This window comes from Buttiauxella sp. (assembly GCF_049686335.1).
Taxonomy (GTDB): Bacteria; Pseudomonadota; Gammaproteobacteria; order Enterobacterales; family Enterobacteriaceae; genus Buttiauxella.
Window position 1 is genome coordinate 58,546 of the sequence record NZ_JBAVHX010000008.1, and the last position, 22,590, is coordinate 81,135.

20 protein-coding genes and 1 other RNA gene are annotated in these 22,590 nt (G+C 49.3%); 17 read left to right on the forward strand and 4 right to left on the reverse strand.

Annotated elements, in window-relative coordinates:
• Nucleotides 1–186: 186 nt before the first annotated feature.
• The 11 genes from epd (at nt 187) to WBL83_RS05720 (ending at nt 13,952) form a co-directional block, all read left to right on the forward strand.
• Nucleotides 187–1,206, forward strand: coding sequence for an erythrose-4-phosphate dehydrogenase (epd, locus tag WBL83_RS05670; protein ID WP_424588231.1), 1,020 nt, complete (start codon nt 187–189; stop codon nt 1,204–1,206).
• 49 nt (nt 1,207–1,255) lie between these two features.
• Entirely contained in the window at nt 1,256–2,419 is a 1,164-nt protein-coding gene (pgk, locus tag WBL83_RS05675) for a phosphoglycerate kinase (protein WP_120064879.1), read from the forward strand.
• Nucleotides 2,420–2,539: 120 nt separating this feature from the next.
• Nucleotides 2,540–3,619: a class II fructose-bisphosphate aldolase gene (gene fbaA / locus WBL83_RS05680; protein WP_034498356.1), complete on the forward strand. Its 1,080-nt coding sequence runs from the start codon at nt 2,540–2,542 to the stop codon at nt 3,617–3,619.
• A 523-nt stretch (nt 3,620–4,142) separates the two neighbouring features.
• Entirely contained in the window at nt 4,143–5,081 is a 939-nt protein-coding gene (gene tdcA, locus WBL83_RS05685; protein WP_424588232.1) for a transcriptional regulator TdcA, read from the forward strand.
• Between the two features lie 102 nt (nt 5,082–5,183).
• On the forward strand, nt 5,184–6,173 hold the full coding sequence (tdcB, locus tag WBL83_RS05690) for a bifunctional threonine ammonia-lyase/L-serine ammonia-lyase TdcB (RefSeq protein ID WP_424588233.1): 990 nt from the start codon (nt 5,184–5,186) through the stop codon (nt 6,171–6,173).
• Nucleotides 6,174–6,263: 90 nt separating this feature from the next.
• Entirely contained in the window at nt 6,264–7,595 is a 1,332-nt protein-coding gene (tdcC, locus tag WBL83_RS05695; RefSeq protein WP_424588234.1) for a threonine/serine transporter TdcC, read from the forward strand.
• A gap of 37 nt (nt 7,596–7,632) precedes the next feature.
• Nucleotides 7,633–8,841, forward strand: coding sequence for a propionate kinase (gene tdcD / locus WBL83_RS05700; RefSeq protein ID WP_424588235.1), 1,209 nt, complete (start codon nt 7,633–7,635; stop codon nt 8,839–8,841).
• Between the two features lie 154 nt (nt 8,842–8,995).
• Nucleotides 8,996–11,290: a formate C-acetyltransferase gene (gene pflB, locus WBL83_RS05705; RefSeq protein WP_424588236.1), complete on the forward strand. Its 2,295-nt coding sequence runs from the start codon at nt 8,996–8,998 to the stop codon at nt 11,288–11,290.
• 180 nt (nt 11,291–11,470) lie between these two features.
• Nucleotides 11,471–12,325 carry a small-conductance mechanosensitive channel MscS gene (locus WBL83_RS05710; protein WP_424588237.1) on the forward strand — a complete coding sequence of 285 codons (855 nt, stop codon included), beginning with the start codon at nt 11,471–11,473 and terminating at the stop codon, nt 12,323–12,325.
• Between the two features lie 139 nt (nt 12,326–12,464).
• Nucleotides 12,465–13,100, forward strand: a complete 636-nt coding sequence (argO, locus tag WBL83_RS05715; protein WP_424588238.1) for an arginine exporter ArgO — start codon at nt 12,465–12,467, stop codon at nt 13,098–13,100.
• 108 nt (nt 13,101–13,208) lie between these two features.
• Nucleotides 13,209–13,952 (forward strand): oxidative stress defense protein, encoded by a 744-nt coding sequence (locus tag WBL83_RS05720; protein WP_424588239.1) that lies wholly within the window; start codon nt 13,209–13,211, stop codon nt 13,950–13,952.
• Between the two features lie 174 nt (nt 13,953–14,126).
• Here the strand turns inward: WBL83_RS05720 and argP are convergent, their stop codons facing one another.
• Nucleotides 14,127–15,026, reverse strand: coding sequence for a DNA-binding transcriptional regulator ArgP (argP, locus tag WBL83_RS05725; protein ID WP_064543613.1), 900 nt, complete (start codon nt 15,024–15,026; stop codon nt 14,127–14,129).
• Between the two features lie 167 nt (nt 15,027–15,193).
• On the opposite strand from argP, the gene rpiA reads away from it, so the two are divergent.
• The 3 genes from rpiA to WBL83_RS05740 all read left to right on the forward strand — a co-directional run bounded on the left by rpiA (nt 15,194) and on the right by WBL83_RS05740 (nt 18,129).
• Complete coding sequence (gene rpiA, locus WBL83_RS05730) at nt 15,194–15,853, forward strand: ribose-5-phosphate isomerase RpiA (RefSeq protein ID WP_424588240.1); 660 nt, start codon at nt 15,194–15,196, stop codon at nt 15,851–15,853.
• A 280-nt stretch (nt 15,854–16,133) separates the two neighbouring features.
• The gene (serA, locus tag WBL83_RS05735) at nt 16,134–17,372 is read left to right on the forward strand and encodes a phosphoglycerate dehydrogenase (protein ID WP_424588241.1); all 1,239 of its coding nucleotides are present in this window, start codon (nt 16,134–16,136) and stop codon (nt 17,370–17,372) included.
• Nucleotides 17,373–17,517: 145 nt separating this feature from the next.
• On the forward strand, nt 17,518–18,129 hold the full coding sequence (locus tag WBL83_RS05740; RefSeq protein ID WP_424588242.1) for a DUF2238 domain-containing protein: 612 nt from the start codon (nt 17,518–17,520) through the stop codon (nt 18,127–18,129).
• A gap of 2 nt (nt 18,130–18,131) precedes the next feature.
• Here the strand turns inward: WBL83_RS05740 and WBL83_RS05745 are convergent, their stop codons facing one another.
• The 3 genes from WBL83_RS05745 to zapA form a co-directional block, all read right to left on the reverse strand.
• Nucleotides 18,132–18,728, reverse strand: coding sequence for a 5-formyltetrahydrofolate cyclo-ligase (locus WBL83_RS05745; protein ID WP_424588243.1), 597 nt, complete (start codon nt 18,726–18,728; stop codon nt 18,132–18,134).
• A gap of 25 nt (nt 18,729–18,753) precedes the next feature.
• A non-coding RNA gene (gene ssrS / locus WBL83_RS05750) (6S RNA) lies at nt 18,754–18,937 on the reverse strand.
• A gap of 41 nt (nt 18,938–18,978) precedes the next feature.
• Nucleotides 18,979–19,308 (reverse strand): cell division protein ZapA, encoded by a 330-nt coding sequence (gene zapA, locus WBL83_RS05755; RefSeq protein ID WP_139878673.1) that lies wholly within the window; start codon nt 19,306–19,308, stop codon nt 18,979–18,981.
• Nucleotides 19,309–19,474: 166 nt separating this feature from the next.
• Between zapA and WBL83_RS05760 the strand changes: the two genes are divergently transcribed.
• From WBL83_RS05760 to ubiH, 3 genes are read left to right on the forward strand one after another with little or no spacing between them, the layout of a single operon-like run.
• Entirely contained in the window at nt 19,475–20,053 is a 579-nt protein-coding gene (locus WBL83_RS05760) for a YecA family protein (RefSeq protein ID WP_424588244.1), read from the forward strand.
• 24 nt (nt 20,054–20,077) lie between these two features.
• The gene (pepP, locus tag WBL83_RS05765) at nt 20,078–21,394 is read left to right on the forward strand and encodes a Xaa-Pro aminopeptidase (protein ID WP_424588245.1); all 1,317 of its coding nucleotides are present in this window, start codon (nt 20,078–20,080) and stop codon (nt 21,392–21,394) included.
• On the forward strand, nt 21,391–22,569 hold the full coding sequence (gene ubiH / locus WBL83_RS05770) for a 2-octaprenyl-6-methoxyphenyl hydroxylase (RefSeq protein WP_424588246.1): 1,179 nt from the start codon (nt 21,391–21,393) through the stop codon (nt 22,567–22,569). Before pepP ends, ubiH begins: the two co-directional genes overlap by 4 nt.
• Nucleotides 22,570–22,590 lie beyond the last annotated feature (21 nt).

Sequence of the window (22,590 nt, forward strand, 5' to 3'; positions counted from 1 at the left end):
TTGCCTGTCATGGGGTAACGTTCCATTTATTCCCCGTATCGCTTAACATGGCTGAAGCGTTTCAGTCGAATGAATGTTCGACAATTAAGCAAACAATTGCAGTTTCGATAGTGCGAGGATTCCCCTCAGACGATTGCTGGATTACTCTGTCAGCCACTTAGTCTCAGGGATTCTGGCAGGAGAGATATGACCGTACGCATAGCAATTAATGGCTTCGGTCGCATTGGGCGCAACGTGGTACGTGCTTTGTACGAATCCGGTCGCCGTGCGGAAATTACCGTGGTAGCAATCAATGAACTGGCTGATGCTGCGGGTATGGCGCATCTGTTGAAGTATGACACCAGTCATGGCCGCTTCGCCTGGGACGTTCGTCAGGAACGCAGTCAGTTATGGGTAGGTGATGACACCATCCGTATCTTGCACGAACCGGAAATTGAAAATTTACCGTGGCGTGAACTGGGCGTGGATGTGGTGCTCGATTGTACCGGTGTGTTTGGTTCCCGTGCAGACGGTGAAGCGCATCTTGCAGCCGGTGCCAAAAAAGTCCTCTTCTCCCATCCTGGCGGTAACGACCTCGATGCCACCGTGGTTTACGGTGTGAATCATGAAAGTGTGGTGGCTGAACATTGCATCGTTTCAAATGCCTCCTGCACTACAAACTGCATTATTCCTATTATCAAATTGCTTGATGATGCTTACGGTATTGAGTGGGGCACGGTAACCACCATCCATTCTGCTATGCATGATCAACAGGTTATCGACGCCTATCATCCAGACTTGCGCCGCACGCGTGCCGCCAGCCAGTCTATTATCCCTGTAGATACGCGTCTTGCTGCTGGTATCACACGTATTTTTCCGCAATTTAACGACCGATTTGAGGCGATTGCGGTACGTGTTCCGACCATTAACGTCACGGCAATCGATTTAAGTGTGACAGTGAAAAATGCAGTTAATGCCAATGAAGTCAACAAGTTGCTGCAAAAAGCAGCACGTGATTCATTTCATGGTATAGTTGACTATACGGAATTACCGTTGGTCTCGACTGATTTTAACCACGATCCGCATAGTGCCATTGTTGATGGCACGCAAACTCGGGTCAGTGGGCAACATCTGATTAAAACTTTAGTCTGGTGTGATAACGAATGGGGCTTTGCTAACCGAATGCTCGACACGACGTTAGTCATGGCCGCAAGTGGTTTCAGGTAAGGCGCATAAAGCGTCCGCAAAACTTTAAGAATCAACGAGAGGATTCACCATGTCTGTAATTAAGATGACCGATCTGGATCTGGCTGGAAAGCGTGTTCTGATCCGTGCAGATTTGAACGTACCAGTTAAAGAAGGGAAAGTGACATCTGACGCACGTATCCGTGCATCTTTGCCAACTATCGAACTGGCCCTGAAGCAAGGCGCAAAAGTGATGGTAACTTCTCACCTGGGTCGTCCGACTGAAGGCGAGTACAACGAAGAATTCTCTCTGCTTCCGGTAGTTAACTACCTGAAAGACAAGCTGTCTGCTCCTGTTCGTCTGGCTAAAGATTACCTGGATGGCGTTGAAGTTGCGGCGGGTGAACTGGTTGTTCTGGAAAACGTTCGCTTCAACAAAGGCGAAAAGAAAGACGACGAAACCCTGTCTAAAAAATACGCTGCACTGTGCGACGTATTTGTAATGGATGCATTCGGTACTGCGCACCGTGCACAAGCTTCTACTCACGGCGTGGGCAAATTTGCAGACATCGCTTGTGCAGGCCCACTGCTGGCTGAAGAGCTGAGCGCGCTGGGTAAAGCACTGAAAGAACCTGCTCGTCCAATGGTTGCTATCGTTGGCGGTTCTAAAGTTTCTACCAAATTAACCGTTCTGGATTCCCTGTCCAAAATCGCTGACCAGCTGATTGTTGGCGGTGGCATCGCGAACACCTTCGTTGCTGCTCAAGGCCACAATGTAGGTAAATCCCTGTACGAAGCAGACCTGGTTGACGAAGCTAAACGCCTGCTGACTATCTGTGATATCCCGGTTCCTGCTGATGTTCGCGTAGCGACTGAGTTCTCTGAGTCTGCAACCGCAACTCTGAAATCTGTAAACGACGTGAAATCAGATGAGCAGATTCTGGACATCGGTGATGCATCTGCAGCTCAACTGGCTGAAATCCTGAAGAATGCAAAAACCATTCTGTGGAATGGCCCGGTTGGCGTGTTCGAATTCCCGAACTTCCGCAAAGGTACTGAAATCGTTGCTAATGCAATTGCAGACAGCGAAGCTTTCTCTATCGCAGGCGGCGGCGACACTCTGGCAGCTATCGACCTGTTCGGTATTGCTGACAAAATTTCCTACATCTCCACTGGGGGCGGCGCATTCCTGGAGTTCGTGGAAGGCAAAGTACTGCCAGCAGTAGCAATGCTCGAAGAGCGCGCTAAGAAGTAATGATTACGGGCAGGTTATCCTGCCCGTTCAATTTTTGCCGCTTACAGTGAATGGTAGGTGGTTAATATTTCTTCATTTACCCTAACGGGCAAATTGGCCGACGATACAGGACAAACAACCATGTCTAAGATTTTTGATTTCGTAAAACCTGGTGTAATCACTGGTGATGACGTACAGAAAGTTTTCCAGGTAGCAAAAGAAAACAACTTTGCTCTGCCAGCAGTTAACTGCGTAGGCACCGACTCTATCAACGCCGTACTGGAAACTGCTGCGAAAGTTAAAGCACCAGTAATCGTTCAGTTCTCTAACGGTGGCGCTGCGTTCATCGCGGGTAAAGGCGTGAAAACTGACGTTCCTCAGGGTGCTGCAATCCTGGGTGCTATCTCTGGCGCACACCACGTTCACCAGATGGCTGAACATTACGGCGTGCCAGTAATCCTGCACACCGACCACTGCGCTAAGAAACTGCTGCCGTGGATCGACGGCCTGTTGGACGCGGGTGAAAAACACTTCGCAGCAACTGGTAAACCACTGTTCTCTTCCCACATGATCGACCTGTCTGAAGAGTCTCTGGAAGAAAACATCGAGATCAGCTCTAAGTATCTGGCTCGTATGTCCAAAATGGGCATGACTCTGGAAATCGAACTGGGTTGCACCGGCGGCGAAGAAGATGGCGTAGACAACAGCCATATGGATGCTTCTGCTCTGTACACTCAGCCAGAAGACGTTGATTACGCTTACACCGAACTGAGCAAAATCAGCCCACGTTTCACCATCGCGGCTTCTTTCGGTAACGTGCACGGTGTTTACAAACCAGGTAACGTGGTTCTGACCCCGACTATCCTGCGTGATTCTCAGGATTATGTTTCTAAGAAACACAACCTGCCGCACAACTCTCTGAACTTCGTATTCCACGGCGGTTCCGGTTCTACAGCTCAAGAAATCAAAGATTCCGTGAGCTACGGTGTTATCAAAATGAACATCGATACCGATACTCAGTGGGCAACTTGGGAAGGTATCCTGAGCTACTACAAAGCTAACGAAGCTTACCTGCAGGGCCAGTTGGGCAACCCTAAAGGCGAAGACCAGCCGAACAAAAAATACTACGATCCACGCGTATGGCTGCGTTCTGCACAGACTTCTATGATCACCCGTCTGGAGCAGGCTTTCAAAGAACTGAACGCAGTAGACGTTCTGTAATTTGAAGCAGTAAATGCTTGAATCAAGCCCGCCTCGTGCGGGCTTTTTTTTTGCATTGTTGAGAGGGCAATCGTTTTTATCTCAGTATTTATTATTGAAAGAGTGCTACAGGTTCAATTTTTAATATTTAATAGATCAAATCGTATACTTAAATATTTATATCAATAAGCCCAGTTTATTTATTAATAAATTTTTAAAAATGGCAAAGTTTGTTTAATATACTGATGTTCAACCAAGATAAATCTTCTCTTGCTATTATAAAAAACAGTATAAACAGCGTTTTATTTCATCTTATATGATTAAATTATCTCCATAACTTAATTTTATCAGGGCGAATAAGGTTGATATTCATCATATTAAAGGCAGATCGCTATTTCATAACTATATGTTTTTAAATGATATTTTTTGAATGGTTGCATTTCATGCAATTATCGGTCGAGTATTTGTGAGTCAAGCCACATAACATCTACAGCGCAATTCGTTATGATCTGCTGCATGGATAATTAATCAGGTGCAGAACTTCATGGACAATAATACATTACCTAAAACACAACAGTTGCTTGTCTTTCAGGAAGTGGTGAGGAGTGGTTCATTTGGTTCTGCTGCAAAACAACTTAGTCTGACTCAACCTGCGGTCAGCAAAATTATCAGCGACATGGAAGCCTATTTTGGCTTAGAACTTATCATCAGAAAAAACACCGGGGTAAAATTAACCGAGGCGGGAAAAGTCCTACTGACTTATTCAGAATCCATTACTCGTGAACTAAGAAACTTGTGTAGCGAAATGAATCAAATGGTTGGTAACAGCGTAGTCGACGTGTCATTCGGTTACCCCTCTTTGATTGGTTTTACGTTTTTGCCCGGGATGATGAAAGAGTTTAAAGAAGTGTTCCCGCAGGCCCAGGTTTCAATGTTTGAAGCCCAGTTATCCTCTTTCTTACCTGCCATCCGCGATGGGCGTCTGGATTTTGCCATTGGCACATTGAGCGATGAAATGCTGCTACAGGATTTGCATATTGAACCGCTGTTTGAGTCGGAATTCATTTTGGTGGCCAGCCGAACCCGGGCGACTCAAGGGATGACAACGCTCAGTGAGTTAACTCAGGAACAATGGGTATTGCCACAAACCGAAATGGGATATTACAGTGAGCTTCTCACCACATTGCAAAAAAATAATATTAAAAGCGAAAACATCGTTAAAACAGATTCAGTCGTCACCATTTATAATCTCGTGTTGAATGCCGATTTCCTGACAGTTATTCCACGGGACATGATTTCTCCATTCGGGTCTAACTTATTTATTAAAATCCCCGTTGCAGATAAATTACCTATTGCTCGCTATGCTGCTGTATGGTCTAAGAATTATCGCATTCACCAATCCGCAGCAACATTAGTTGAGCTGGCAAAAAAACATTCATTACGAAGCAGATTTCAATTCAATCAATTAACTGAAGTAGCTTAATTTACTTTAGTGGTTGATAACGAATTCTATAACTAATTCCAGGTGATGATTTAATTACATTGTCACCACGCCTATTTTTTGTTTTTAAATGCTGAGGTCAACATGCATATCGACTATGAACTTCCTGTCACTATTATTGATGTACTCGAAGCAAAAAAAAGACTTGCTGGTTATATCTACAAAACAGGAATGCCACGCTCTAATTATCTTAGCGAATGCTGCAAAGGCGAAATATTTTTAAAATTTGAAAACATGCAGCGTACCGGTTCATTTAAAATCCGTGGTGCGTTTAATAAGCTCAGTTCTTTAACTGAAGAAGAAAAACGCAAAGGAGTTGTGGCGTGTTCTGCGGGTAACCACGCGCAGGGCGTTTCACTGTCTTGTGCCATCCTCGGCATTAACGGCAAAGTGGTGATGCCAAATGGCGCACCTAAATCCAAAGTGGCCGCCACGTCTGACTACTCGGCACAGGTTGTGATGCACGGCGATAACTTCAACGACACCATCGCCAAAGTGAGTGAAATCGTTGAAATGGAAGGACGTATCTTTATTCCACCTTATGACGATGAAAAAGTGATTGCCGGCCAGGGGACGATCGGCCTTGAAATCCTTGAAGATTTATACGACGTCGACAACGTGATTGTGCCTATTGGTGGCGGTGGCTTAATAGCCGGTATCGCCCTGGCGATTAAATCCATTAACCCGACAATCAATATCATTGGGGTTCAGGCAGAGAACGTCCATGGCATGGCGGCATCATTCTACAAGGGCGAGTTAATGTCACATCGTACGTCAGGGACATTAGCTGACGGCTGTGATGTTGCGCGGCCAGGTCGTCTTACCTTTGAAATCGTTAAAAAATTAGTCACCGATATTATTTTGGTCAGTGAAGATGAAATCCGAAATAGTATGGTTGCCTTGATCCAACGTAATAAAGTGGTCACCGAAGGGGCAGGTGCCCTGGCGTCTGCTGCATTATTAAGCGGAAAACTCGATCACTATATTAAAGGGCGTAAAACAGTTAGTATTATCTCTGGTGGAAATATTGATCTCTCTCGCGTTTCACAAATTACAGGTTCAGCCGATATTTGACATACTCCTCCAATTAATAAAGCTGCATCGCCATTAATAGCGGTGCAGTTGGAAATATCACGCGTATAGAATTACTTAAGGAACATTATTATGAGTAATACAGATGCAACAATTATTGGTCAAAAAGTTACATCGCAATGGCGCAAATCTGACACCACATGGACATTAGGTTTATTTGGAACGGCCATCGGCGCCGGGGTTTTATTCTTCCCTATTCGTGCAGGATATGGCGGTTTAATTCCCATACTCATTATGTTGTTTCTTGCCTTTCCAATAGCCTTCTACTGCCACCGCGCGCTCGCTCGTCTGTGCCTTTCTGGCAGTAACCCTTCAGGCAATATCACTGAAACGGTAGAAGAGCATTTTGGTAAAACAGGCGGTGTGGTGATTACCTTCCTGTACTTTTTCGCTATTTGCCCGTTGTTATGGATTTATGGCGTCACCATCACAAATACCTTCATGACGTTCTGGGAAAACCAGCTCCAGCTGATGCCGCTGAACCGTGGAGTGGTGGCGCTGTTCCTGCTGCTGTTGATGGCTTTTGTTATCTACTTTGGCAAAGATCTTATGGTCAAAGTGATGAGCTATCTGGTGTTCCCATTCATCGCCTGCCTGGTTCTGATTTCTGTTTCGCTGATCCCTTACTGGAACTCTGCGGTTATCGATCAAGCCAGTCTCAGTGATATTTCGTTTACCGGTAGCGATGGCATCCTGGTCACCGTATGGCTGGGCATTTCCATTATGGTCTTCTCCTTTAACTTCTCTCCGATTGTCTCCTCATTCGTGGTATCCAAACGTGAAGAGTATGAGGGTGAATTTGGCCGTGAATACACCGAAGAAAAGTGCTCCAAAATCATCTCCCGCGCCAGTATGCTGATGGTTGCCGTGGTCATGTTCTTTGCCTTTAGCTGCCTGTTCACGCTCTCCCCACAGAATATGGCTGAAGCGAAAGCGCAAAACATACCGGTGCTTTCCTATCTGGCGAACCACTTCTCATCTATGTCTGGCTCCAAATCGACTTTCGCCACAACGCTTGAATATGGCGCGTCGATTATTGCGCTGGTCGCCATCTTCAAATCCTTCTTTGGCCACTACCTCGGTACGCTGGAAGGGTTGAACGGCCTGATCCTCAAGTTCGGTTACAAAGGTGATAAAACTAAAGTTTCCGGCGGTCGCCTCAACTTTATCAGCATGATTTTCATCATGGGCTCAACCTGGGTTGTGGCTTACGCGAACCCGAACATCCTCGATTTAATCGAAGCGATGGGTGCACCGATTATCGCCTCACTGCTTTGCTTGCTGCCGATGTATGCCATCCGCAAAACACCTGCACTGGCGAAATATAAAGGTAAAACAGAAAACATTTTTGTCACCGTCATTGGTTTGCTGACCATTCTTAATATTGTCTACAAACTAATTTAATTATTCTCGATTGACTCAGGATGAGTGGAATTTAAAGATGAATGATTACCCTGTAGTGTTGACGATTAACTGCGGTTCTTCTTCGGTTAAGTTTTCAGTGTTAGATGCAGAAACTTGCGATGTACTTTTATCTGGGATTTGTGAAGGTATTAATACTGAGAAAGCATTTTTAACCGTCAACGATGGAGAGCCAGTTATTCTGGCTCACCAGAATTATGAGGAAGCGCTTTCTGCAATAGCGGCTGAACTGGAGATTAGAAATTTAATCGATAGCGTCGCTTTTGTCGGCCACCGAATTGCTCACGGTGGATCTTTATTCAGTGAGTCAGTCTTAATTACCGATGAGGTTATCGAACAAATTCGCCAGGTTTCACCTTTGGCACCGTTGCATAATTACGCCAATTTACACGGGGTGGAATCTGCGCGGCTTCGCTTCCCTGGCGTTCCACAGGTCGCAGTATTTGATACCAGTTTCCATCAGACCCTGAAACCTGAAGCGTATTTGTACGGTTTACCGTATCGCTATTTTGAAGAGTACGGTGTACGCCGTTATGGGTTCCATGGCACATCACATCGTTATGTTTCTCAGCAAGCGGGCGAGTTACCCGGTCTGGACCCAGCAAACTCGGGGTTGGTGATTGCTCACTTAGGAAATGGCGCTTCGGTTTGCGCGGTTCAAAATGGAGTCAGCGTTGATACCTCCATGGGCATGACGCCGCTCGAAGGGCTGATCATGGGGACGCGTTGCGGTGACGTGGATTTTGGCGCAATGACCTGGCTTGCCCGTCAAACTGAGCAATCAATGGATGACCTGGAACAGGTCGTCAATAAAGAGTCGGGGCTGCTAGGGCTTTCAGGAATATCGTCTGATTTACGTACTCTTGAAAAAGCCTGGCATAATGGCGATGTGCGTGCGCAATTAGCCATCAGAACTTTTGTTCATCGTATTGCCCGAACCATAGGCGCACATGCCGCTTCATTAAATCGTTTTGATGGCGTTATTTTTACCGGTGGTATTGGTGAGAATTCAATATTAATTCGTCACCTGGTGGCAGAACGTTTACGCGTTTTTGGTATTGAACTGGACACTGACAGAAATAACCAACCGAACCGAATAGGTCAGCGAATTATTTCCAGTGATCTTTCATCTGTCATCTGTGCGGTAATTCCGACTAACGAAGAGAAAATGATTGCAATTGATGCCCTGCATTTGGGTAAAGAATGCCAGTTTGCTGAATACGCCTGATATATCCGTCATCTTTCAAGTTGCAGGTGGGCTGCATTTATAAACCCCCGTCACTTACTTAAGTAAGCTTATGAGGATTTACTCCCTTGCCGCCTGCCTGTAATTCGAAATCTAAAGGGTATAAATTAATTATGTGGTTTAAAGGAATGATGTCATGAAAGTAGATGTTGATATTACCAACGAAAATTACTCCCATGCCTGGCAGCAATTCTCAGGTGATGAATGGAAAACCAATATTAATGTTCGGGATTTTATTCAGCAAAACTATACGCCATATGAGGGTGATGAATCATTCTTAGCGGGCGCAACGCCTGCCACTACCGCACTGTGGGAAAAGGTGATGGATGGCATTCGCATCGAAAATGCCACCCATGCGCCCGTTGATTTCGATACCAATATTGCCACCACAATTACTGCACATGCCCCCGGTTATATTGTTAAAGAGCATGAAAAAATCGTGGGTTTGCAAACCGACAAACCACTGAAACGCGCCTTGCATCCCTATGGCGGCATCAACATGATCAAAAGCTCGTTTGAAGCTTATGGTCGTGAAATGGATCCTGATTTCGAATACCAGTTTACCTCGCTGCGTAAAACACATAATCAGGGTGTGTTTGATGTTTACTCGCCGGATATTTTGCGCTGCCGTAAATCAGGCGTATTAACCGGCTTGCCTGATGGTTATGGGCGCGGTCGTATTATTGGCGACTACCGCCGCGTGGCGCTGTACGGCATCGCGTATTTAGTGCGTGAGCGCGAATTGCAATTTGCTGACCTGCAAAATCAACTGGAGCGTGGTGAAAAGCTTGAGGATGTCATCCGCCTGCGCGAAGAGTTGTCTGAGCATCGCCGTGCCTTGCTGCAAATTCAGGAGATGGCGGCAAATTATGGCTTCGATATTTCACGGCCTGCCCGCAATGCACAAGAGGCGTTGCAGTGGCTCTACTTTGCTTATCTGGCTGCAGTGAAGTCGCAAAATGGCGGGGCGATGTCCCTGGGCCGCACCACCACCTTTATCGATATTTATATCGAACGCGATATCAAGGCCGGCTTGCTGACGGAGCTTCAGGCGCAAGAGTTAGTCGACCACTTCATTATGAAGATCCGTATGGTTCGTTTCCTGCGCACACCTGAATTTGACTCGCTGTTCTCAGGTGACCCCATTTGGGCGACGGAGGTTATCGGCGGAATGGGGCTTGATGGGCGCACGCTGGTCACCAAAAACGCCTATCGCTACCTGAACACGCTTTACACCATGGGGCCGGCGCCGGAACCGAATCTGACTATCTTGTGGTCGGAAGCGTTGCCGAAACCTTTTAAAATTTATGCGGCAAAAGTATCTATTGAAACCTCGTCATTACAGTACGAAAACGACGACCTGATGCGCTGTGATTTTGACAGTGATGACTACGCCATTGCCTGCTGCGTCAGTCCGATGGTCATCGGCAAGCAAATGCAGTTCTTTGGCGCACGAGCCAACCTCGCAAAAACGCTGTTGTATTGCATCAACGGTGGAATGGACGAAAAGCTCAAAATCCAGGTCGGGCCGGAAATGCCGATGCTGCTTGATGACGTGCTGAACTATGACAAGGTGATGAGCAGCCTGGATCACTTTATGGACTGGCTGGCCACGCAATACGTGACTGCGCTGAATCTCATCCACTACATGCATGACAAATATAGCTACGAAGCGTCGTTGATGGCGCTGCACGACCGGGACGTTTATCGCACCATGGCGTGTGGCATAGCGGGATTGTCTGTCGCGGTGGATTCGCTTTCCGCGATTAAACACGCCACGGTGAAACCGGTGCGTGACCACAACGGGCTGGCGGTTGATTTCGTGATTGAAGGTGAATATCCGCAATACGGTAATAATGACGATCGAGTCGATGCCATTGCCTGCGATCTGGTCGAGCGCTTTATGAAGAAGATCCAGGCGCTGCCGACTTATCGCAATGCGGTACCGACACAATCGATCCTCACGATCACCTCAAACGTCGTGTATGGACAAAAAACCGGTAACACACCAGACGGACGTCGCGGCGGAACGCCTTTTGCGCCAGGCGCAAACCCAATGCACGGCAGGGATCGTAAAGGTGCGGTTGCGTCATTAACTTCGGTCGCCAAACTTCCGTTTAGCTATGCGAAAGATGGCATCTCTTACACCTTCTCTATTGTGCCTGCGGCTTTAGGTCGAGACGATGCGGTGCGCCAGCTAAACCTGGTGGGTCTGCTGGATGGTTATTTCCATCACGATGTGAAAACCGAGGGCGGGCAGCATTTAAACGTCAACGTAATGAACCGCGAAATGCTGATGGATGCCGTCGAGCACCCGGAAAATTATCCAACGCTCACCATTCGTGTTTCTGGTTATGCGGTGCGCTTTAACGCGCTGACGCGTGAGCAGCAGCAGGATGTTATCTCGCGTACCTTCACGCATTCGATTTAATTTCCTGTCCTGAAATTAACCAATTTTGAGTGCCATTTTAAAGCCCGCGTTGCGCGGGTTTTTTTGCGTTTTTTGAGCATTATTGTGACTAAGTTGGCATATTCTTTTGTTTTGTTTACTCTTTAAAGACTCTGTTGTGCCTTTGCGGCGCAGAATTTTGGTAATGACAAGGAACAGTGAATGGAAGATCTCAACGTAGTAGACAGTATTAATAATGCCGGAGGCTGGTTGGTCCGCAACCAGGCGTTACTGCTGAGCTATGCGGTCAACATTGTGGCGGCGATTGCGATTATTATCGTCGGGATGATCGTGGCTCGTATGGTGTCCAACACCATCAACCGCGTAATGGTGTCGCGTCATATTGATGCCACTGTGGCTGATTTCCTTTCCGCTCTGGTGCGTTACGGCATCATCGCCTTCACCTTAATTGCCGCTTTGGGGCGCGTGGGCGTACAAACTGCGTCCGTCATCGCGGTGCTCGGTGCTGCCGGTCTGGCAATTGGTCTGGCGCTGCAAGGTTCGCTTTCTAACCTGGCCGCAGGCGTGCTGCTTGTGACTTTCCGTCCATTCAGAGCAGGGGAATATGTAGATCTCGGCGGTATTGCTGGCACGGTGCTCAATGTGCAGATTTTCTCCACCACCTTACGTACGGTAGACGGCAAGATTGTCGTGGTACCAAACGGTAAAATTATCGCCGGAAACATTATTAACTTTTCCCGCGAACCGGTACGCCGCAACGAATTTATTATTGGCGTCGCATACGATTCGGATATCGACCTGGTTAAGCAAATTTTAACCGACATTATCACCAGCGATGAGCGAGTGCTGAAAGACCGCGAAATCACTGTGCGCCTCAATGAACTGGGCGCATCCACGATTAACTTTGTGGTGCGTGCGTGGAGTAACAGTGGCGATCTGCAGAATGTTTACTGGGATGTACTGGAACGCATTAAAAGAGAGTTTGATGCTCAGGGCATCAGCTTCCCTTACCCGCAAATGGATGTGAATTTCAAGCGCACGAAAGAAGCCGCGTAAGAGTAATTTTCAGGGTCAGTTTAGTCTGGCCCTGGTTATATTAGAAATGCTTATAAACCATTAAAATTATCCATTTCCTCTAATAATTTTTCCCCACTACACTCTTCCTTAATTGCTAAACATTGAAGAGTGAAACATCGTGTTATCTTATTTTTTTCAAGGGCTTACTTTGGGTGCAGCGTTAATCCTGCCACTCGGGCCGCAAAACGCTTTTGTCATGAACCAGGGGATCCGTCGCCAGTACCATCTGATGATTGCCTCGCTTTGTGCAATCAGCGATTTGCTGCTGATTTGCGCGGGGATCTTTGGTGGCAGTGCGCTGCTGATGCAATCGCCGTGGTTGCTGGCAATCGTGACCTGGGGTGGGGTGGCTTTCTTAATTTGGTACGGCTGGGGTGCACTGCGCACCGCGATGAGCAGCAACGTCGAACTGGCCTCAGCGGAAGTTCTGAAACAAGGGCGCTGGAAAATTGTCGCCACTGTGCTGGCGGTCACCTGGCTCAATCCGCATGTTTATCTGGATACCTTTGTGGTTTTGGGCAGCCTGGGTGGGCAACTGGCGGATGAACCTAAACGCTGGTTTGCGCTGGGTACCGTGAGCGCGTCAATTCTTTGGTTCTACGGTCTGGCACTCCTCGCCGCCTGGCTTGCGCCCCGTCTGCGTACGGCTAAAGCGCAGCGCATTATTAATGGCGTTGTCGGGTTGGTGATGTGGTTTATCGCATTACAGCTGGCGGCAGACGGCGTTCGTCATATTTCCTCCTTAATGGGTTAATTCGCCTTAATCCGATAGACAAGTTACCATTACAAGCTAAGCTTGCTGCCAGACGCCCATGTACTTTTCGGGCGTAATGACAGTGGAATGTAGCATGGAGGAAATACAGTGAAGTTGAAAACCCTGGCATTAGCCGCTTTAGTGGGATTAGGTTCGGTTCCGGCATTGGCCGATGAGCTGCCAAATGGTCCGCATATCGTGACATCCGGCACCGCAAGCGTGGATGCCGTTCCAGATATTGCAACGCTGGCTATCGAAGTTAATGTATCTGCTAAAGATGCGGCATCGGCAAAAAAACAGGCTGACGACCGTGTGGCACAGTATCTGACCTTCTTGCAGCAAAGTGGTATCGAGAAGAAAGACATCAACGCCGCTAACCTTCGTACTCAACCAGAATATGAATACCTGAAAGACGGCAAAACACAGTTGAAAGGCTATCGTGCTGTGCGTCAGGTAGAAGTCACGCTACGTAAACTCGACAAAATGAACGAGTTACTTGATGGCGCGCTGAAAGCGGGTCTGAACGAAATTCGTTCCGTATCGCTTGGCGTCGCTGACCCGGAGCAATACAAAGATAAAGCACGTAAAGCGGCTATCGACGATGCGAGTCGCCAGGCGAAACTGTTAGCCGAAGGCTTTAACAGCAAGCTGGGTCCGGTTTATAGCGTGCGTTATCACGTTTCTAACTATCAGCCAGCGCCGATGGTGCGGATGATGAAAGCCGATGCAGCTGCGCCGGTTTCAGCGCAGGATACCTACGATCAGCAGACGATTCAGTTTGATGATCAGGTTGATGTGGTGTTTGAACTGGGAGCGGCTTCCGCTCCGGCTACAGCCCCAGCAGCACAGTAAGACATTGATAGGTGGTGGATGACGCTTGCGCTTATCCACCCTACAAAATCGTAAAATTGTTGATCGGATGACGCTTGCGCTTATCCACCCTGCAAAATCGTAAAATCGTAGGTCGGATAAGCGTTAGCGCCATCCGACAAAACAAAAAGGCCGCTAAATATTAGCGGCCTTTTTCTATTCAGCGTCCTGTCGTAGAACTTTATGCCCATACTCAAGCAGCGCGTCGGTGACATTTCTCATCATCCGGCTTTCTGGCGCAAAGCGGTGCCAATAGAGCATACGGCGTTGCATCAAGCCAGGCGTCAGGTCAATCAGCTCGCCGTTTTTCAGCTCTCTTTCGATTTGCAGATGCGGGATCATGCAACAGGTTGTGCCCTGACGCGCCAACTGTACGAACGCTTCCGATGAGTTAACGATGTGACATGGAACGCTGCCCGGCGACAAATCGAAATTCTGCTGCAAGAACGCCTGATGCATGTCGTCAAGATGGTCGAACGCAACAGCAGGGGCTTTCAGCAATGCGGAACGCGTGACGCCATTCGGGAAATAGCGTGCCGCAAAGTCTTTCGAACCGACAAACAGATAATCCAGCGCACCGAGTCTATCAACCAGGCAGCTCGGCAACGGCTGCGGCTGAATGGAGACCGCGCCAACCACTTCACCCCGGCGCAGGCGTTCTTGTGTACGGGTTTCATCTTCAACCTGAAGGTTAAGACGAATAGGGGAGTCAGCCAGAACAGGCGCTAAAGCGGGCAGCAACCAGGTCGCCAGACTGTCGGCGTTGACGGCAAGCGACAGCAGCAACGGCGTTGAACCGGTCTGTTCGTCGCCCAACCACTCTTCTTCAAGCAGTTCGACCTGACGTAATAATGCCAGCAACTTTTGCCCTTGCTCGGTAGGGCGTGGGGGAACCGTGCGCACTAACAATGGCTGGCCGAACATATTTTCCAGTTGCTTGATACGTTGCGAGACGGCGGATTGAGTAATACAGAGTTTTTGCGCTGCGCGCTCAAATCCTCGTTCACGGATCACTGCATCCAACGCCTGTAGCGTTCTATAGTCCGGGCGTTTCATTGTTGTTTGCTAACTCCTGTTTTTGTTATGGCTGCACTATGACATAAATTTGCCGCTGATCCAGACCAAATCCACAAAGTTCGTCTGAGTTCTGCGCCATTCGCGGGACATTTTTTGGCAGCTTGCTTTATAATGCGCGTCAGTTTTCACAGCACAGGCAAATAACCATGACGCAGGATGAACTGAAAAAAGCAGTCGGCTGGGCAGCATTACAATACGTGCAACCGGGCAGTATCGTTGGTGTAGGTACCGGCTCAACCGCCGCGCACTTTATTGATGCTCTGGGGACTATCAAACATCAGATTGATGGTGCCGTTTCTAGCTCCGACGCTTCCACCGCCAAACTGAAAAGCCTGGGTATCCCGGTTTTCGATCTTAACGAAGTCGATACGCTTGGGATCTATGTAGATGGTGCAGATGAGATCAACGGCCAGATGCAAATGATCAAAGGCGGCGGTGCAGCACTCACCCGCGAAAAGATCATCGCGTCTGTGGCAGAGAAGTTTATTTGTATCGCTGATGCGTCCAAGCAGGTGGGTATCCTGGGTAACTTCCCATTGCCGGTAGAAGTGATCCCAATGGCGCGTAGCTGCGTGGCCCGTGAACTGGTCAAACTGGGCGGTCGTCCTGAATACCGTCAGGGTGTGGTAACCGATAACGGCAACATCATTCTTGATGTTTACGGCCTCAGCATTGTTGAACCTATCGCGCTGGAAAATGCGATTAACGGCTTGCCGGGCGTCGTCACCGTGGGGCTGTTTGCTAACCGTGGTGCAGATGTTGCGTTGATTGGTACTGCCGATGGCGTGAAAACCATTGTGAAATGATCTGGTTGGGGCGTGACAAGCGCCCCATACCCGCATAAAAAATGACAAAATAATCTAACGCCAAATTTGGTGACATATGTCACATTCCTGACAACTGCCTGCTATTCATTCCTGGTTCTCTCTCCTCTTTAGAATTTTGTGCTACCCATGGCGGCTTATTCCTTTTTTGCTTAGTCGACCACGCAATCGTTTATATTGCCCCGCCCGTAAATTTTGATATTTTGGCAGAAGGGTGTCTTATCACACAGCACAACAACAGTACTAAAAATAGGGTCGGGAAATGGCAAAAGTATCACTGGATAAAGACAAGATTAAATTCCTGCTGGTGGAAGGCGTACACCAGAAAGCCGTGGATAACCTTCGCGCAGCAGGCTATACCAACATCGAATACCATAAAGGCGCGCTGGACAGCGATGCCCTGAAAGAGTCGATCCGTGATGCGCATTTCATCGGTCTGCGTTCCCGTACTAATTTAACTGAAGATGTTCTGGCAGCGGCTGAAAAGCTGGTGGCTGTGGGCTGTTTCTGTATTGGTACTAACCAGGTCGATCTGGATGCTGCCGCTAAACGTGGCGTGCCAGTGTTTAATGCCCCGTTCTCTAACACGCGCTCTGTCGCAGAACTGGTTATCGGCCAGTTGCTGTTACTGCTGCGTGGCGTGCCAGAAGCTAACGCCAAAGCACACCGTGGTGTGTGGAATAAGCTGGCGGTGGGCTCTTACGAAGCGCGCGGTAAAAAGTTAGGCATCATTGGCTACGGCCACATCGGGACTCAGTTGGGTATTCTGGCTGAAGCGCTTGGGATGCACGTCTATTTCTACGATATTGAGAACAAACTGACGCTGGGTAACGCAACCCAGGTTCAGCACCTTTCTGACTTGCTCAACATGAGTGATGTGGTGAGTTTGCATGTGCCAGAAAACGCCTCCACCAGGAACATGATTGGTGCCAATGAACTGGCATTGATGAAACCAGGCGCGTTACTGATCAACTGCGCACGCGGTACGGTTGTAGATATTCCTGCTCTGTGTGATGCGCTGGCGCGTAAACATCTGGCGGGGGCTGCTATCGACGTATTCCCAACCGAGCCTGCGACCAACAGCGATCCATTCACTTCGCCACTGTGCGAGTTCGATAACGTTATCCTGACACCGCACATTGGGGGTTCAACTCAGGAAGCGCAGGAAAACATCGGTCTGGAAGTGGCTGGCAAGCTGGCGAAATACTCTGATAACGGTTCTACCTTGTCTGCGGTGAACTTCCCTGAGGTTTCTCTGCCGTTGCACGGTGGAAGCACCAGCCGTTTGCTGCACATTCACGAAAACCGTCCGGGTATTTTGACCGCGCTGAACCAGATTTTTGCCGAGCAGGGCATCAACATCGCGGCACAGTATCTGCAAACCACTCCGCAAATGGGTTATGTCGTTATTGATGTCGATGCGGAAGAAGACGTAGCTGAAGCAGCGCTGAAATCAATGAAGGCGATTCCGGGTACTATTCGCGCTCGTCTGCTTTACTAACTCTAATCGTAGGTCGGATAAGCGGCAGCGTCATCCGACAAAACTGGCGAAAATGGTGGATGACGCTAGCGCTTATCCACCCTACAAACTAATTCAAATTTGAGGAGCCTGAAAGGGCTCCTCATGAGCCAGGAAGCGATTCACCATGACAAGTATGTTATTAAAATCCGGCGCTTTTGTACTTCTGTTGATTCTTATCTATACCGGCGTGAGCACTGCAGACCGGCTGACCTGGCTTATGGAAGTCACTCCGGTCATCATCATTGTTCCATTGCTGTTAACGACTTTCTCGCGTTACCCACTGACCCCATTGCTCTATTTTTTGATTTTCCTGCACGCCCTTATCCTGATGGTTGGGGGGCTGTATACCTACGCAAAAGTACCGATTGGTTTTGATGTGCAGGAGTTGTTGGGTTTAAGCCGCAATCCGTATGACAAGCTCGGTCATTTTTTCCAGGGGCTGGTTCCAGCTCTGGCTGCGCGAGAAATTCTGGTGCGTGGCGGATATGTTCGCGGGCGCAAAATGGTCGCGTTTTTGGTGTGCTGTGTCGCGCTGGCCATCAGTGCAGTATATGAACTGATTGAATGGGCGGCGGCGCTGGCATTGGGGCAAGGGGCTGATGAGTTTTTAGGCACGCAGGGCGATGTTTGGGACACGCAATCCGATATGTTCTGCGCACTTCTTGGTGCGTTGACCACGGTTTTGATACTGCAATACTGGCACACCAAACAGCTGTTAAAGCTGCGCGTAACCTGACACTACCATTCCCAAAGCCGCGATGGTGTGACGACCGCTGGTAAGGGAATATCCCACTCTTCAGCGGGTAATGACGGAACGAGTTGGCAATCATGTGCCAGCCCAACCGGCCAGACACCCTGCTGCTGCCAGTTCTGCAGCGTGCGATCATAGAAACCGCCACCCATTCCTAACCTTTGTCCTTGCTCATCGAACGCCACTAACGGCGTGATCAGCACATCCAGTTTATCCAGTGGCAACACGTCACGGACATCCAGCTTCGGCTCAAGAATTTTCAGACGATTCATCACTAAATGGCTGTTTTCCGCATAGTGCAGAAATAACAAATGACCTTTACTGAATGGATGAAGCACCGGGAGATACACACTTTTTCCGGCTCGCCACAACGCACGAATCAGCGGTGTGGTATCCAGTTCGCCATCAAATGACAAAAACAGGGCGACCGTACTTGCGTCAGTAACGGGCTGATAGGCCAGCGTTCGTTCGGCTGCTAGATGAGCAAAGTGTTGTTGTTCAGATGGGGTAAGTGCCCGGCGTCGTTGCCGAATGTGTTGTCGGATTTCTTGTCGAAGCGATGGAATTAGCTGAATTTTCGTCATGGTGATGACTGGTTGGTAGAAAGAGGGAATCTCCGAGATGCCGCCGCAGGCTGTAACCCTTGAACCCTTGGTTCAAGGTGAATGCAGCGTCACTGTCATCAGGCTTCTCGGACGGACCGAGCATGCTCACAGACGGTGGAGCACCACATTCTTGTGGTATGAAATATCGGCTCAGGGGACTGGCCCGCTTGCAAACATCTCAGAGAAATTTGGTCTTCAAAGTCACTCTACCATAGGTAACTGTGAAGTGTTATTCAAAATTTGGACCCTGTCGTTCAGTTATGCGACCTTGCTCAAGCAACGCTTGTTCGATGGTCTGCTGTAACATCCGAATACGCTCTTCCATATTGGCTGCGTAGTCGCGGGTTTTCGATTTTTCCTGAGCCAGCTCATAACAAATGTTTAGTGCTGCGATGAAAACTAGCTGCTCAGTATTTGTGACTCTAGTGCGAACTTTTAAATCTTGCAACCGCTGATTAAGCTCTTCCGCCGCAAGATTCAGTGCATCCTGTTGTTCAGGCGGACAATTCACGCGCAATGAACGACCGAAAATTTGGATATCGACTGGTTGTGCAGACATGCCACCTTCCTGCTGTTAACTCGCCTGCCTTCGTTAACCGTGCCTGGTAACGAAAGGGGCGTCACTATAGCTACCCCGTAATGAAGATACAAGCCCTTTTCTGGTGCCTCGAGGTCCCTGGTGGTAGCATAACATGAACTATCCCTGCCAACGATGGCGAATGCGCATGTCTATACAGAACACTATGCCTGACTATGACTTAGTCGGCCAATTATTGAACCAACAAGGTGTGGGTCTGACGCCCGCAGAAATGCATGGCCTCATCAGCGGCATGCTGTGCGGTGGCAACAAAGACACCAGTTGGCAACCACTGCTTCATGACCTGACAAACGAAGGGTTAGCCTTTGGTCAAAACCTTGCGGATACCCTGCGCCAGATGCACGGTGCCACCGGTGATACGCTCGAAGATGACGGCTTTATGTTCCAGTTATATCTGCCGGATGGCGACGACGTCTCGGTGTTTGACCGTGCCGACGCACTGGCGGGCTGGGTCAATCATTTCCTGCTTGGCCTGGGTGTCACTCAGCCGAAACTCGATAAAGTCACTGGCGAAACCGGCGAAGCTATCGACGATTTGCGTAACATTGCGCAATTGGGCTACGACGAAGACGAAGATCAAGAAGAGCTGGAAATGTCGCTCGAAGAGATAGTCGAGTACGTGCGTGTTGCAGCGCTGCTGTGCCATGACAAATTTACTCGCCCTGTACCCACAGCGCCAGAAGTCCAGAAACCAACTCTACACTAACAACAATAAACTTCAGGAGGTGTGATGAATCAGCACGAATTTCTCCGGCGCCGTCAGGCGTTGTTAGCCAAAATGGCTCCGGCAAGCGCCGCGCTCATCTTTGCTGCTCCCGAGGTAACACGCAGTGCAGACAGCGAATACCCGTATCGCCAGAACAGCGATTTCTGGTATTTCACCGGTTTCAACGAACCTGAAGCGGTACTGGTGTTGATTAAAAGCGACGAAACGCACAACCACAGCGTTTTGTTCAACCGTCTGCGCGATAAAACCGCTGAAATCTGGTTTGGTCGCCGTCTTGGTCAGGAAGCGGCACCTGATAAACTCGGTGTCGATCGTGCACTGGCGTTTTCTGAAATCGGTGAGCAACTGCATCAGCTGCTCAATGGCCTTGATGTTGTCTATCACGCGCAAGGTGAATACGCCTACGCTGATAGCATTGTTTTTGCCGCACTCGACAAATTACGCCGGGGTTCACGCCAGAATCTCACCGCTCCCGCCACACTGACAGACTGGCGTCCGTGGGTTCACGAACAGCGCCTGTTCAAATCAGAAGAAGAAATTAATGCGATGCGTCGCGCAGGTGAAATCACCGCGCTGGCACATACCCGAGCGATGGAAAAATGCCGCCCCGGGATGTTTGAATATCAGCTCGAAGGCGAAATCCTTCACGAATTTAACCGCCACGGTGCGCGATTCCCGTCTTACAACACGATTGTTGGTAGCGGCGAAAATGGCTGTATTTTGCATTACACCGAAAACGAGAGCCAAATGCGCGACGGCGATTTGGTGTTGATTGACGCCGGTTGCGAATATCAGGGCTACGCAGGTGACATCACCCGTACCTTCCCGGTTAACGGTAAATTTACCGCACCGCAGCGGGCGATTTACGACATCGTGCTCGAATCGCTGGAAACCGCGTTGCAGCTTTACCGCCCTGGTACATCAATGCAGGAAGTCACCGCGCAAGTGGTACGCATTATGGTTGCAGGCCTGGCGAAGCTCGGCATTCTCCACGGCGAAGTGGATAAGCTGATTGCCGAAAACGCTCACCGTCCGTTCTTTATGCACGGTCTGAGCCACTGGTTGGGACTTGATGTTCACGACGTCGGTGCCTATGGACAAGAGCGTTCGCGCGTACTTGAGCCAGGAATGGTGATTACGGTTGAACCGGGTCTGTATATCGCGCCCGATGCGGATGTTCCCGCCGAGTACCGCGGTATTGGGATTCGTATCGAAGACGATATTCTTATCACCGCAGAGGGTAACGAAAATCTTACCGCCAGCGTCGTGAAATCGGCTGACGACATCGAAGCGTTAATGGCGGCGGCGCGTCAGTCATGAGCGTAATTATTGTCGGCGGAGGGATGGCTGGAGCAACGCTCGCGCTGGCTATTTCCCATTTGACCCACGGTAAGTTGCCGGTTCATTTAATTGAAGCGGCAGCGCCTGAATCGGCAGCACATCCGGGTTTTGATGCGCGTGCCATTGCCATCGCCCAGGGGACTTGCCAGCAGTTGACGCGGATTGGCGTGTGGCCAGCTATCCAGGATTGCGCGACCGGGATTACCTCTGTTCATGTCAGCGATCGCGGACATGCAGGATTTGTCACGCTGGATGCCAGGGATTACCAAATCCCGGCGTTGGGGCAGGTGGTGGAATTGCATGACGTCGGTTTGCGTTTGTTCGCTCTGCTGCGCAAAGCACCCGGCGTAACATTGCATTGCCCGCAGCGCGTCACCTCTTTTACCCGTGAAACCGATAAAGTCAGCGTGCTGCTTGATAACGGCACGCTGCTTGAAGGCAAAGTGCTGGTCGCGGCAGATGGTTCCCGTTCGTCACTGGCCACGCAGTGTGGCATCACCTGGCAGCAACAGGATTACGGACAGATTGCGATTATCGCGAATGTCAGTACATCGCAACCTCACAATGGTCGTGCGTTTGAGCGTTTCACCGAACACGGTCCACTAGCGATGTTGCCGATGTCTGATGGACGCTGTTCGTTGGTGTGGTGTCATCCGCAGGAAGCGCAGGCAGAAATAGCGCAGTGGGATGATGAACGGTTCTGCAATGAGTTGCAGCAGGCATTTGGCTGGCGGCTTGGACGAATCACCTTTGGCGGTGCACGTAAGCACTATCCATTAGCGCTGACCACACCTTCGCAATCGGTATCTCACCGGGTTGCGCTGGTGGGCAATGCCGCGCAAACCCTTCATCCGATTGCCGGGCAAGGTTTTAACCTCGGATTACGCGACGTGATGTCACTGGCTGAGAATTTGGCGGCAGCGCACAAGTTATCTCAGGATATTGGTAGTTATGCTGTTTTGGCAGAATATCAGCAGCGCCGCAGTGAAGATAAAATGGCGACTATCGGCGTAACGGATGGCTTAGTTCAGTTGTTCGCTAACCGCTGGGCTCCGCTGGTGGTAGGGCGTAATCTTGGGCTGATGGCGATGGAACAATTTACTCCAGCGCGAGATGTGCTGGCTTCGCGTACGCTTGGCTGGGTTGCGCGTTAAAACCTGTCACCAGCCTTATTT

Coding starts and splice junctions, on each gene's coding strand:
- epd (WP_424588231.1), top strand. CDS start 187: ATGACCGTACGCATAGCAATTAATGGCTTCGGTCGCATTGGGCGCAAC.
- pgk (WP_120064879.1), top strand. CDS start 1,256: ATGTCTGTAATTAAGATGACCGATCTGGATCTGGCTGGAAAGCGTGTT.
- fbaA (WP_034498356.1), top strand. CDS start 2,540: ATGTCTAAGATTTTTGATTTCGTAAAACCTGGTGTAATCACTGGTGAT.
- tdcA (WP_424588232.1), top strand. CDS start 4,143: ATGGACAATAATACATTACCTAAAACACAACAGTTGCTTGTCTTTCAG.
- tdcB (WP_424588233.1), top strand. CDS start 5,184: ATGCATATCGACTATGAACTTCCTGTCACTATTATTGATGTACTCGAA.
- tdcC (WP_424588234.1), top strand. CDS start 6,264: ATGAGTAATACAGATGCAACAATTATTGGTCAAAAAGTTACATCGCAA.
- tdcD (WP_424588235.1), top strand. CDS start 7,633: ATGAATGATTACCCTGTAGTGTTGACGATTAACTGCGGTTCTTCTTCG.
- pflB (WP_424588236.1), top strand. CDS start 8,996: ATGAAAGTAGATGTTGATATTACCAACGAAAATTACTCCCATGCCTGG.
- WBL83_RS05710 (WP_424588237.1), top strand. CDS start 11,471: ATGGAAGATCTCAACGTAGTAGACAGTATTAATAATGCCGGAGGCTGG.
- argP (WP_064543613.1), bottom strand. CDS start 15,026: ATGAAACGCCCGGACTATAGAACGCTACAGGCGTTGGATGCAGTGATC.
- rpiA (WP_424588240.1), top strand. CDS start 15,194: ATGACGCAGGATGAACTGAAAAAAGCAGTCGGCTGGGCAGCATTACAA.
- serA (WP_424588241.1), top strand. CDS start 16,134: ATGGCAAAAGTATCACTGGATAAAGACAAGATTAAATTCCTGCTGGTG.
- WBL83_RS05740 (WP_424588242.1), top strand. CDS start 17,518: ATGACAAGTATGTTATTAAAATCCGGCGCTTTTGTACTTCTGTTGATT.
- WBL83_RS05745 (WP_424588243.1), bottom strand. CDS start 18,728: ATGACGAAAATTCAGCTAATTCCATCGCTTCGACAAGAAATCCGACAA.
- zapA (WP_139878673.1), bottom strand. CDS start 19,308: ATGTCTGCACAACCAGTCGATATCCAAATTTTCGGTCGTTCATTGCGC.
- WBL83_RS05760 (WP_424588244.1), top strand. CDS start 19,475: ATGTCTATACAGAACACTATGCCTGACTATGACTTAGTCGGCCAATTA.
- pepP (WP_424588245.1), top strand. CDS start 20,078: ATGAATCAGCACGAATTTCTCCGGCGCCGTCAGGCGTTGTTAGCCAAA.
- ubiH (WP_424588246.1), top strand. CDS start 21,391: ATGAGCGTAATTATTGTCGGCGGAGGGATGGCTGGAGCAACGCTCGCG.